The following is a 12,448-nucleotide window of genomic DNA, read 5'->3' as shown; positions in this document are numbered from 1 at the left end:
GAAGCTAAGATTACAGTAGTTTCTGAAGATGGAAAAGCACAAAGTATGTATACTATTAAATTTACTCAAGAAGATGCATATTTAAATAGTGTAGTATTAGGAACAGAAAAAACTACATTAAATGAAGATGATTTAGCTACTTTAAGCTTAGAAGCTACTTTAATAAGTGGTGAAAAGCTAAATAATAGTGATTTAGCTATTGAGTATTTAATATCAGATAAATTTGTTCTTTCAATGATTGATGGTAAATTAGGAGCTGTAGGAGAAGGAACAGCAGAAGTTTTTGCCAGTGTTACTTACAAGGGAAAAACAGTAGCATCAAATACTTTAACAATTACAGTTAACAAGAGCGATGTTAATAAAATAATAGTTTCATTAAAACCAGAAAATATAACAACTGCTATAGGTGTTAAGCCAGTATTACCTGAAGTAGTTACAGCTGAATATAATGTTGGGTTACCAAAATTAAAGGCTGTTACTTGGGAAGATATAAAGGCTGAAAATTACCAAGGAGCAGGAAGATTTACTGTTTATGGTGATGTAGAAGGAACTTCAATAAAGGCAATGGCTCAAGTTGAAGTAAAGGGTGAAGTTGGAATTTCTAATATTTCAACAGTAACTTTAGTAAATGAAGAACCTGTATTACCAGGAGAAGTTACAGTTTACTATAGTGATAATAGTGAAGCTAAAATGCCGGTAGCTTGGGATGAAATTTCAGAAGAAGCTTACGCTGAAGTTGGAACATTTACTGTATCTGGTACAGTTGAAGGAAGTAACCTTAAGGCTACAGCAACTGTAAGAGTTTCAGATGAAGCAGTAGAAGGTTTAAATATTACTAGATTCCAAAATGGATATGATTATCCAAGAACTGCAGCATCATATTCAAATGAACCACCAGCAGATCCAGCATCAAAGGATAGATTAGCTCATTTAAATAATGATATAATTTCATTTACTGATTCACCTCATGATAGATGGACTAACTGGAAGAGAACTCCTGATACTACAGGATGGGTATCAGTTGAATTTGGTAGAACAGGTCCTCAAGAATATTACTATGATGAAATGATAGTTAATTACTTTACTGATAGTGGAGTATCATTACCAGCATCAGCAAAGGTTCAATACAAGAAAGATGGAGCATGGGTTGACGTAACTAATCAAACTGTAAGAAATGGTGAAAATGCAAATACCAAAATTTATTCATTCGATAAGGTAAAATCATCTGAAGTAAGATTATTTATGAATGCACAGTCAGGTAAGTCATTAGGAATAACAGAACTACAAATATTTAAAGATGATGTAGTAAAAAGCTCAAATAGTAAATTAAGTGAAATTAAATTAGATGGAAAAGCTCTAGAAGGATTTAATGGAGATACATTTAAATATAATGTAGATCTAGAAGGAGATAGAGTTCCAGTAATAACTGCTAAGGCTGAAGATAATGCAGCAGTAACAGTAATTCCTCCAACAGGAGAAAATAAAAAAGCTAGAATTATAGTTACAGCAGAAGATGGAATAGCTACTAACACTTATGAAATAGACTTTGCAAAAACAGAAGTTGTAAATAAAGCAGAGCTTGGAGAAAAGCTTGAAGAGGCAAGAGAAGCTGCAGCTGGAAATTACACTGTTGAAACACTTAAAGTGTTAGAAGATGCTATTTTATATGCAGAAACTGTAAATAGCAATGAAAAAGCTACACAATACAATGTAGATAGTGCTGTTTCATTATTAAATGATGCTATAGCTCAATTAGTAGAAATAGAAAAACCAGAAGAAAAACCATCAGCTGACTTAAATAAAGATGGAAAAGTTGATATTGGAGATTTATCAATTGCTTCAAAATATTATGGACAAAATAAACCAGAATATGATTTAAACAAAGATGGAATAATTGATAACTACGAAATTAACTTTATAGCTTCTAAAATATTAGAATAATAAAAATAGAGGATATAGCCTATGCTATATCCTCTTTATTTAAATAAATTTTTAATATCCTTTAATTTCTCTAGGGCCATATTATAACCATGATTATATCCATTAGTTAGCTTAGATATATCTTTTTCAAAGCTTTCAATAGCTTCTTCAGAGTTAGGTCTAATAATAACAGCCTTTCCTTCCTTTTCTAAAGTTTCACAATACTGAACTACATCATTATAAAGCTCATGTCTATTAAGGAAATGAGGAGTTAAGTTTGGATATTTACGTTTTATAACCTTTGATGCAAAAACATTATTTTTACTAAATTCCTTTTTATATCCCTTTGGTCTAGTCAAAATAATTAAATGCTTATCATTACCATCATTTATAGCCTTTTTTATTGGAATAGGATCGCAAATTCCACCATCATAATAAGGTGTATCATTAATCATTATTTCAGGGAAAAACAATGGTATAGCACAAGTAGCCCTAAGCATTGTACATTTATCATCAAGATCTTTTGCGTTTAAATATTCAGTTTTACCTGTTAAAGCATTAGTTACTCCAACTAAAGCAGTTCCTTCATAATTTAAAAATGTGTCCATATCAAATGGGTGAAGGCTATTTGGAATTTCATCAAATACAAAGTCTAATCCAAATAAGCTTTTACATTTAAAAAAGTTACTTGCTCCTAAGTATCTTTTATCGTTTCTATACTTTTCTAATATATCTAAATTTCTTCTTTTTTGCTTAGATAAATAAGACATACCATTTGTGATGCCGGCGGAAACTCCTATGCAGTATGGAAACATAATATCATTGTCTAAAAGGGCATCCATTACACCTGCACTAAATATAGGTCTAAATGTACCGCCTTCTAAAATTAAACTGGGCATAAAATCCTCCTTATAATGCAAAATAAATTTCAAATTATAGTAAATTTTGGTTAAGAAAGATTATATACTTTTTTTGCCAATAAAACAATGATAATTTTATCTAAAGATTACTTCTCTTCTAGGAATTTTAAATTTAATTGTATCTTCTATTTCCTTTAACATACCTTCATTTTTAGGATCTATAAATAAACAAGTATATCCGCTTTCACCAGCACGACCAGTTCTCCCTATACGGTGAATATAAGTTTCTACATTTTCAGGAATATCATAATTATAAATATGAGTTACACCTGATACGTCAATTCCTCTAGCTGCAACATCTGTTGCTATTAAAAATTGAATGTCAGCATTTTTAAATGACTTCATAATTCTTTCTCTTTTAGGCTGAGGAACATCACTATGTATTTTAGCATAATTATATCCTTTTTGATGCATAGCTAATTCAAGTGCGTCAGCTCTTCTTTTAGTTCTACAGAATATAATAGCCATAAATGGGCAATCTTCATCTAAAGTTTTAAATAATGCAGCTTGCTTCCATCTATCAGTAGTTTCTACTACATGTTGCTTTATGTTTTCTAAAGTAACAGATTCTTTTTGTATGCTAACAATAGCAGGGTCTTCCATATATCTATAAGCTAGTTTTTTTACAGCTGAATCTATAGTTGCTGAAAAACAAAGAGTTTGATGCTTTTTAGGAGTTTCTTTCATTATTGCATCTACTTCATTTCTAAAGCCCATAAGAAGCATTTGGTCAGCTTCATCTAAGACAAATGTTTTAAGATTTTTTAAGTTAATGCTTCCTCTTTTTATATGGTCTAAAAGTCTTCCAGGTGTAGCAATTATTAAATGAGTATTACCACTTAATTTTTTTAATTGTGATCCAATATCTTTACCACCATAAGCTGCAAGTATATTTACATCCTTACCTTCTTTAAGTTTAGTAGCTTCTTCAGTAATTTGTATAGCAAGCTCACGAGTAGGTGTAAGAATAAGTGCTTGTACGGCATTAGTCTTTATATTTATATTTTCAAATATAGGAAGTAGGAAACCTAAAGTTTTTCCAGTTCCAGTTTGAGCCTCTGCAATTATGTCTTTTCCTGATTTAATTATAGGGATGCTTTGTTCTTGAATAGGAGTAGGAGATTTAATTCCATATTTATTTAAAACATTTATAATTTCATTATTAATTCCAAGTTCTTTAAAATTCATATTATTCTACCTTTCATCATTAAGTTTATCTATTAATAATAGCATATTAACATAATTAATACTAATGGATAAATATATTAAATAATATTAAGGATATCTTTATAATTTGAATTAACTATTTAGGTATAATTATACAGGCATATAAAAAACAAATTATGAGGTGAAATAAAATTTATCTAAATAAATTTACCATTGAAATTTTAATTAAATAAAACTAAAATTTATATTTTTTTAATATAATTATTATTTATATCAAAAATAATTAACATATTATCAATAATGGGTAGAAAAAAGTTGTATAGATATTTAAAATGTAAAATAAAGTGTTTAAAAAGAATAATACATAGTATATAATGAGTAAGGTTTAAAAAGTGAATAAAAATAAATTTAGATACAAAAGAGAGGTAGAGCTATGACAAAAGATAAAATCGTAGATACTGCGAAAGAATATTTAATAATTACTTTTGGTGTTATACTTGTTTCATTTGGAATACAATACTTTTATGCTCCTAATGATTTAGCAGCTGGTGGATTAAGTGGACTAGCTTTAGTAATAAATAATTATATACCAGCATTATCAGTTGGAGTGACAATTTTCTTAGGAAATTTAATACTATTTATTATATCCTTTATACTTATAGGAAAAGAATTTGGATTTAAAACTATTTACGCAAGCTTTATGTTGTCTGTAGTTATTGAATTTATGGAAAAAGTTCTTCATTCATATGCTCTTACAACAAACTTAATTTTAGCTGTAATATTTGGAACACTTTTTGTAGCAGTAGGTTTAGCTATAGTGTTTTTAAGAAATTCTTCAACAGGAGGAACAGATATATTAGCTAAGATTTTAAATAAGTATTCAACATTTAATATAGGAATATCTTTATTATGTGTTGACTTATTAGTAACAATTGCAGGGGCTTTAACATTTGGATTAGATAAGGGAATTTATTCACTTATTGCAATAAGCATAAATGGTATTTTAATAGATAAATTTATATTAATTATGAGCTCTAAAAAGGAAAAAGAAGAAACTGTAACTTTAGAAGGTGCAATAGAATAGAAGAAAATATATACAGGAGGGTAAGTTTTAATTACCTTCCTATATTTTTTATTAAGTTTTATAGAATATTTGCAAAATTTATTTATATAAAGTATAATCAAGAAATGTATTTATAAAAAATATTTTCTATACAAAGGAGTACATTATGAGAGCAGTATATAGAAATCCTAAGGAACTAGCTAGTAAGATGAGAGATTTAGTTGATCAATATCAAGATGAATTAATATCATATGAAAAGCTAGAAAAAACAGTAATTGCTATGATAGAAGCTAACGAAGATAGAGTATATAAAAATGGATTTATGCCATCAAAGTTAATAAACGTATTAGGTGAAGAAAGAAAAGCAATTATTGATGAAATATCAGAAAAAATAAAGTAAGCAACAAGTTTACTTTTGGTTAATAAAAAGGAAAAGCTTACGGGGCTTTTCCTTTTTTATATGGAAAAGCACTCTTTTGATATTAATGAATAGTTTTATCTTATTACAAGAATAATAAAGGTATTGTTATGTTTATCTTTTAAAAGTATTTATATTAAATCATTTTATTGCAGGGAATACTTTATAAAGAGAGTAACTAATATTGTTAATATCTATAAAAGGAAGTGTAGTAATGTCAGAAGAAAAAATCATGTCTTTTAGTGATGAAAATGGAAATAAGATTGATTATGCTATTTTAGAGCAAAGATTAATTTGTGGTAAGGAGTATGTAGCTATTGCTCCTGTAAAAGATAAAGCCCATATAGAACTATATAAAATTAACTTTGATAAGGATTGGAATGAATCTTTAGCAGAAGTTGATTCTGAAACAGAAATAAATATGTTTAAGCAAGTTTCATCATTAAAGTTCTAAGAGACATTAAAATAAGGGGGATAACCCCTTATTTTAATTAAATGAATTATAAAATTTACCATCTTTATTTATAATATTATCTATAGTTTTAAATGGTATTTTGAAAGTAACAAATCCAGCAGCATAAGGAGCTATATCATAAGGAGGAAAATAAATATAAAGATTGTCTTTATCTACATAAAAGCTTTGATTTATATTTATTCCTTTAAATCCATCAGGATAAACATAGCTATAATCAGGGTTTGTTGCAATCATAGTAGAGATTATTGAATTTATTTCATTAATCCAATTGCTATCTTCTTTAAATAACCTTGATAAAGTATAAAATTCCCCTGTTTCTAAATCAATAGATGGAGTACTTCTTAAAGTCATTCCATGAGCAGCTCCAAAAGGATAGTTGTATGTGTTTATATTTGGAATAAATAAGTTTTTATTAAAAAATAAAACTTCAAAATTACCATATAGGCTATAATCTAGTAATTCATCTTCGTTTATTTTCTTTAAGTTAGATAACTTTCTAAGAGTTAAATTAATATTATCTAAAGCTTCTTGAGATTTCACTCCATTAACTTGAGGATAAAATACAAGGTAATTAACATTAGGCTTGTATTTTAATGAAAATACTGAGTAATTTTTATCAAGTACAATTTTAGTGTTAGGTTTATAAATTACGTCCCCTGATGGAGAGAGGTAAGAAGGAAAATAATCTATATCTGCATAAATTAAATTACATTTTTGAGTTAATGTTCCACTTCCTTTTATTATGGGGAGAGTAGAAACTGTAATTCCCTTAGTATCTATAAAAAATGTATCTTTATTATCATATGAAGAGGCCACACCATTTACATATCTAGAAACATCTAAATATTTAAAATCAGTAAGCCTATTTCCCTTACCATCTCCTATAGCAAAAATATTATTGGCAAAGGGTTCATCTTTATTTAATGGAAGACCTAAAGAAAATCTTTTATTTCCTAAATAATTTATTTTATTAAATACATTATGATAAATTGTATGATCAAACAGATTTATTACTCCATAGTCATAGGGATAATCTTTTGATTCACTTACTATCATATAGCCATCTTCCATTGGGCTTGCATATGAAAAACGAGGCTTAATAAGTATTTCGCCATTCCAAGAAACATATCCAAGAGGACCATTTAATTCTTCAGAAAAAGTATATAAACCCTCACCAAAGTTACCTACATATTTATAAGGAAAGGTATTAGATACATTACCATTACTGTCTATAACCTTATATAAGTCATCATTATCTTGAATTAAGGCATGCTGATATTTAAAATCAGTTGCTTGTTTATATTTAGGGGGAATAACTTCATTTCCATTTAAATCTATATATCCATAAAGGGAGTTTCCGGCTTTATCAATAATACTAACCACTGCTCTAGAATCACTATAACTAGATATAAAGCTATAATTTCTTTTGGTGATAACGGTACCATTTTCGGAGATCACACCCATAGTATTATTTTTTGTATAGACAGCTCTTCCTTCATGAAAATCATCTATATAATTATAAATTGGGGGAATAGCATAGCTGCCATTAATATTAATAGCTCCAAAATAATTATTTTCACATACAATTGCAATTTTATGTTCATTAAAGTCATAAGCATTAGAAAACCTAGGCTTAATAACAAAGCCTCCTTTACTATTAATATAACCATATTCCTTTCCGTCTTTAGTATTAACTTGAGCTGGATATAAGTCTACAATACAGTTATTTCCTCCTAGATTTTCAATATGTTTTTTTGACTTTTTCATAAACACACTCCTAAAAATTTCTTATTAATATTATATTAACTAAATAGAAAGAAAGTGCATATAAATGAAATTTTAACAAGAGCTTAAAATTTATTATATTTAGCTAAGAAGAATTTATTTATTAAATTTAGAATTATATAGAAACTTTGACGAACAAATAATATATTCATGAATAAGATAAAAATATAGATTAAGTATTTATAGGAGAGTTATATATGAATGGTTATGAGCTAATAATGAAAATACAACAAAAAATGAAAGATCCTGTTTTTGAGCAAAAATTCAATGCTATGGTTGCAGAATTTAATAATATTCCAGGACTTCAACAAGAAGTAATGAGAATAGCGCAAATAAGTGATGAAAGAAAAAGACAAAAACAAATAGATCGCTTACCGGATAAAGCAAAAAAATTAGTTAGAGAGCTATTTTCATTGCTAAATAATTAATATTAAATAACAAAAAAAATTTGTAAATTATAATATTACAATCACATAATTAGATTAATTATATTAATTATATAAATAAATCAAATAATAATAAATAAAATTTACATTTAAAGACTTTCTTACTTAATAAGAAGGTCTTTTTTTGTAGTATAAATATTATAAATTGTAATAAATTATCTGAATAAGTAAATTGCTAAATCTAAAATATTTGTATATAATTAATAGGTCTAATAAATATAGACAAGCTAAATTATTTGCACTAATAAATATATAAGAGACTCGTTTTTTAAGGTTGAAAGAAGATATGTATAATTTGTACATATCAAAGGTAGCTTAAAAAGGTAGTAATTAACAAGGAGAGAGGCTATGAAAGACGAAGAAATCAAAGAAGACAGAGACGGTATAGTAAAAGACGAAAGTACTTTAGAAAATAACTCAAAGGAAAAAAAGGTACAAGAAAATAAAGATTCAAAAGCTACAGAATCAGCTAAAATTGAATCAAGAGTTGAAAAAAACTCTTCTAAGAAAAAATTTAAGTATTGGAAACATACAATGATTGCATCTATAATTGCAGCAATTATTATTGGAGCAGGAATTTTTATAGGTGTTAAAGCTAATAATACTGTAAATGGCTATAGTGATAAAGTATATCCTGGTGCTTATGTATTTGAGCAAGAGGTTAGTAGCTTTACAAGAGACGAGCTAAGAGGTTTATTAGAGTCTATGGTTAGTGACATTGGAGACAAGCAAGTAGAAGTTAAGATTAACGACAGAAGTTTTCCAATAGCATATAGAGATTTTGAAGCTAATATTTCTTATGAAGAATTTGAAAATGAAATTTTAAATTATGGTAAGGACTTAGGATTATTTGAAAAGCTAGATTTAATTAAGAATCCAGAAAAAAGAACTTATGAATTTAAGATAAATTACAATGAAGACAAGCTTAAAGAAATAGTAGCAAATATAGGAAATGAAGTTAGAGTAAATCCTAACAATGCTGGAATTGATGTTACAGGAGCTTCAGTAAGTGTTTTTGAAGGAAGTAATGGAGCACAATTAAATGAAGAAGAAGTTGTTAATAAGATTAAAGAAACTTTAAGTAATTCTAAATCTGAAGATATAGTAGCTATAAATACTGAACTAGTTACAGTTGAGCCTTCTATTAAAACAGATTCTTTAAGAACAGTAAACTCAAAGATTTCTTCATACTCAACAACATATCCAGGGGGACCAAGTGGAACTAACTTAGAAATAGCTGCAAGGTCTATAGATAATACTTTAATTATGCCAGGAGAAATTTTCTCTACTGAGCAAGCTATAGGACCAACAACTATAGAAAATGGATATGTAGAAGCTAATATCTACATTAATGGAAAGGTTGAAAAAGGTGTTGGTGGAGGAGTATGTCAAGTTGCTTCAACTTTATATAATACTCAATTAAGAGCTGGAATACTTCCAGTTGAAAGATTAAACCATATGATGCCAGTTAGCTATGTTCCATTAGGATTAGATGCTACTCTTGCAGATAATGCTATAGATTTAAAATTCAAAAATGAATTTGACTTCCCAATAGTAATAAATTCTTATGCTGGTGGAGGAAATCTTGTTATTGAGTTTTGGTCAAATGAAAGTGCTTTAGGTGGAGTAAGATACGAGCCAAAGAGCTATCCAACAAGTTCTTTAAGTGCTGATACTTACCTTTATGGATATAAGGGTTCAGAATTAGTATATGAACACTATATAGATAGCAGTAAGTATGATCCACTTCCATAAAACTAGTAATTTATTTTTAAGACTTATATGTAGGAAACTATATATAGGTCTTTTTTATTTGCAAACCTTATTTTGATATAAAAATATAATAAGAACAAAGATATGACAATTACATAGAATAATTATATAGTTCATTACTAAGGAGAATAATTATATGTTTGAATTTAGGTTAGCAAATAAGTCTTATAAAATAGATTTAGAAGAAAACTATATTGAATCAATAAGAATATATGGTTCTTTTGTAAGAGGAGACTATGATTCTAGAAGCGATTTAGATTTTTTTATTGTAATTGAAGATTGTAATAAGGAGTTAATAAATAGAATAAAGGGAAATATAGCTTATCAACTTAGAGTACCCCTTTATTGGATAACCTTATTTACAAAATCAGATTTAAAGGAAAGATGTAATAAGGGTGATTATTTTACTTGGAGTGTAAAGCTTGAAGGAATTACATTATATTCTAGAACAGGCTTTATTGAGGACGTCTTTAAAAATATGAGGGTTTATTCATTAAATGGAATAAGAGATGAACTATCTAGTGCATATAATAATTTGCAAAAAAAAATACTAGCTCCAGTAACCTGTAAAAAACAAGTAGAAAATAAAGTTTATCTTATTGCAAGTATGATTAGAAGTATTTGTATAAATATAAATTATATGAATGGTATAGTATCTTTTAGTAATTTAGATGCTGCTGAGCAATTTTTAGAGGTAGAAGGAGAGGCTTCACCTTTTACATTAATGGAATATAAGGTGTTATTGCATTTTAAAAGAGAATTTAAATCTTCTCCTGCAGATGAACTGAATTTTAAGGGTAATTTAAATAAATTTGTTGATGTATGGGTTAAAAAGCTTATTGCCTTATTAAATATGGCTGTTAAAAAGCTTGTTAACATATCTAAAACTTCTTTTAAGAGTCCATTGTTAAACTCATAAAAAATAAACTAGATAATATTGTATTGTGTTATCTAGTTTATTTCTTATAAAAATTTTGGTATACTTAAGAAAAATAATGTCGAAATTTTTATACAAAGGAGAAAAAAATGTTAGTAGATTTACATATGCATAGTTATTATTCAGATGGAACTATGTCACCAAAGGAAATAGTACAAGCTGCAAAAAAAGCCGGAGTAGGAGTTATATCAATTACAGATCATAATAGATTAGATTCATGGGAAGAACTTCAAGAAGAGGCTTTAAAGGAAGGAATAGTAGCCATAAGAGGAGTAGAAATAGATTGTAAATTTGAAGGAAAGCCATTCCATGTATTAGCATATGGTTTTGAAGCAACACCAGAATTAATTGAAATAATTAATTATGCTTATAGCGAACTTCAAAGAACAAGCACAGATTTAATTTCAAGATTAGAAAAAGATGATAATAGAGTATCATTAGAAGATTATAATAATTATCAGCATAATCCTAGAAATGGTGGATGGAAGGGACTTCACTACTTATTCCACAAGGGAGTAACAGAAAAGCTATTTGATGGTTTTTCATACTATGGAAAATATAAGTGTGACCATAAGGAATATAACTTCCCAGAAATGAAGGATGTTTGTGAAGCTATATGGAAAGCTGGAGGATATAGTGTTTTAGCACATCCTGGAGTTAACTTTAAAAATATTTCAAGTGAAGAACTTTTAGAAGAATTAGTAGAAATTAAAGCTCAAGGAATTCAAGGTATAGAATGTTATTACCCAACTCATAGTGAAGAATTAACAAAAACTTGCACTGATTTTTGCAAGGAAAATAATTTGTTAATTACTGTTGGAAGTGATGAACATGGTGAATTTGGAAAGGCTGCAAAAGAAATAGAGCAAGTTATTGGATGTATGAAGGTTAATATAGAAGATTTAAAAATAGATTCCATAAGAGAATTTGAAATTTTACAATAATAATATACTTTAAATTGTAAATAATATTAAATAAATCAGGTGAGCATTAAATTAATGCTCACCTTTTATCAATTACTAGATTAAGCTTAATTAACTTCTAATTTAACTTCGTCAAACTCACCACTTTTATCATAATCAACATAGTAATTGATTCTATTATAATCTATTTTTTTCTTAGAATCTCCAACCGTAACTTCAGTTACTATTATTGTAACTCTTGAATCTTTTGAAACTATATCAACTACTTCAATACAACCTTCAACTAGCTCATCATCTCTTGAGATTTCAATATCTGTTTTACTAACAGTTTTATAGTTGTTTATTTCAAGCTCTACTCTTGATTTATAATCTTCCTCAGTAGCATATAAGCCAAGTATTTCTGGCTGTTCTTGGTCAATACAGTCTGCCTTTCCATCATAATAATATTCTATTAATTCAACTAAATAAAATTTATTCATAATTTATCTCCTCGTATAATATCTTTTGTAGACAGTTTTAAGTTAATTTCCAGTACCTAAACTTGCTACAATTTAAAAAGGACTGCTGGAAATTTAAAAGACAGTATAGAATTACTCCTAAACGTCAATATTTATATATGAA

Annotated in this window: 12 protein-coding genes; 8 read left to right on the top strand and 4 right to left on the bottom strand. The window is 27.6% G+C overall.

What is annotated here, in order from left to right:
* Nucleotides 1-1,941, top strand: a 1,941-nt coding sequence (locus ACRDBA_RS11875) for an Ig-like domain-containing protein (protein WP_438573133.1), incomplete at its 5' end; no start/stop codon positions are given.
* A 35-nt stretch (nucleotides 1,942-1,976) separates the two neighbouring features.
* On the opposite strand, the gene ACRDBA_RS11870 is transcribed toward ACRDBA_RS11875, so the two are convergent.
* Nucleotides 1,977-2,819 (bottom strand): patatin-like phospholipase family protein, encoded by an 843-nt coding sequence (locus ACRDBA_RS11870; RefSeq protein WP_438573132.1) that lies wholly within the window; start codon nucleotides 2,817-2,819, stop codon nucleotides 1,977-1,979.
* Nucleotides 2,820-2,915: 96 nt separating this feature from the next.
* On the bottom strand, nucleotides 2,916-4,028 hold the full coding sequence (locus ACRDBA_RS11865) for a DEAD/DEAH box helicase (RefSeq protein WP_438573131.1): 1,113 nt from the start codon (nucleotides 4,026-4,028) through the stop codon (nucleotides 2,916-2,918).
* A gap of 412 nt (nucleotides 4,029-4,440) precedes the next feature.
* On the opposite strand from ACRDBA_RS11865, the gene ACRDBA_RS11860 reads away from it, so the two are divergent.
* The 3 genes from ACRDBA_RS11860 (at nucleotide 4,441) to ACRDBA_RS11850 (ending at nucleotide 5,942) form a co-directional block, all read left to right on the top strand.
* The gene (locus tag ACRDBA_RS11860) at nucleotides 4,441-5,091 is read left to right on the top strand and encodes a YitT family protein (protein ID WP_438573130.1); all 651 of its coding nucleotides are present in this window, start codon (nucleotides 4,441-4,443) and stop codon (nucleotides 5,089-5,091) included.
* Between the two features lie 145 nt (nucleotides 5,092-5,236).
* The gene (locus ACRDBA_RS11855) at nucleotides 5,237-5,470 is read left to right on the top strand and encodes a TIGR04540 family protein (RefSeq protein ID WP_438573129.1); all 234 of its coding nucleotides are present in this window, start codon (nucleotides 5,237-5,239) and stop codon (nucleotides 5,468-5,470) included.
* Between the two features lie 232 nt (nucleotides 5,471-5,702).
* The gene (locus ACRDBA_RS11850) at nucleotides 5,703-5,942 is read left to right on the top strand and encodes a DUF1292 domain-containing protein (protein ID WP_438573128.1); all 240 of its coding nucleotides are present in this window, start codon (nucleotides 5,703-5,705) and stop codon (nucleotides 5,940-5,942) included.
* 33 nt (nucleotides 5,943-5,975) lie between these two features.
* On the opposite strand, the gene ACRDBA_RS11845 is transcribed toward ACRDBA_RS11850, so the two are convergent.
* Nucleotides 5,976-7,730, bottom strand: coding sequence for a WG repeat-containing protein (locus ACRDBA_RS11845; protein WP_438573127.1), 1,755 nt, complete (start codon nucleotides 7,728-7,730; stop codon nucleotides 5,976-5,978).
* A 215-nt stretch (nucleotides 7,731-7,945) separates the two neighbouring features.
* Here ACRDBA_RS11845 and ACRDBA_RS11840 point away from each other — a divergent pair, with 215 nt between their 5' ends.
* From ACRDBA_RS11840 to ACRDBA_RS11825, 4 genes are all read left to right on the top strand, one after another.
* Nucleotides 7,946-8,176, top strand: coding sequence for a hypothetical protein (locus ACRDBA_RS11840; protein WP_438573126.1), 231 nt, complete (start codon nucleotides 7,946-7,948; stop codon nucleotides 8,174-8,176).
* A 366-nt stretch (nucleotides 8,177-8,542) separates the two neighbouring features.
* Nucleotides 8,543-9,949 (top strand): VanW family protein, encoded by a 1,407-nt coding sequence (locus ACRDBA_RS11835; protein WP_438573125.1) that lies wholly within the window; start codon nucleotides 8,543-8,545, stop codon nucleotides 9,947-9,949.
* A gap of 154 nt (nucleotides 9,950-10,103) precedes the next feature.
* Nucleotides 10,104-10,886, top strand: coding sequence for a nucleotidyltransferase domain-containing protein (locus tag ACRDBA_RS11830; protein WP_438573124.1), 783 nt, complete (start codon nucleotides 10,104-10,106; stop codon nucleotides 10,884-10,886).
* A gap of 107 nt (nucleotides 10,887-10,993) precedes the next feature.
* Nucleotides 10,994-11,848 carry a PHP domain-containing protein gene (locus ACRDBA_RS11825; RefSeq protein ID WP_438573123.1) on the top strand — a complete coding sequence of 285 codons (855 nt, stop codon included), beginning with the start codon at nucleotides 10,994-10,996 and terminating at the stop codon, nucleotides 11,846-11,848.
* A gap of 86 nt (nucleotides 11,849-11,934) precedes the next feature.
* Here ACRDBA_RS11825 and ACRDBA_RS11820 read toward each other — a convergent pair whose 3' ends face one another.
* Nucleotides 11,935-12,306, bottom strand: a complete 372-nt coding sequence (locus ACRDBA_RS11820; protein WP_438573122.1) for a hypothetical protein — start codon at nucleotides 12,304-12,306, stop codon at nucleotides 11,935-11,937.
* Between the last annotated feature and the right edge of the window lie 142 nt (nucleotides 12,307-12,448).

Source organism: Clostridium sp. (assembly GCF_051654825.1).
Taxonomy (GTDB): domain Bacteria; phylum Bacillota; class Clostridia; order Clostridiales; family Clostridiaceae; genus Clostridium.
The sequence above is the reverse complement of the archived record's forward strand: the minus strand, read 5'-3'. Positions and strand labels throughout refer to the sequence as shown.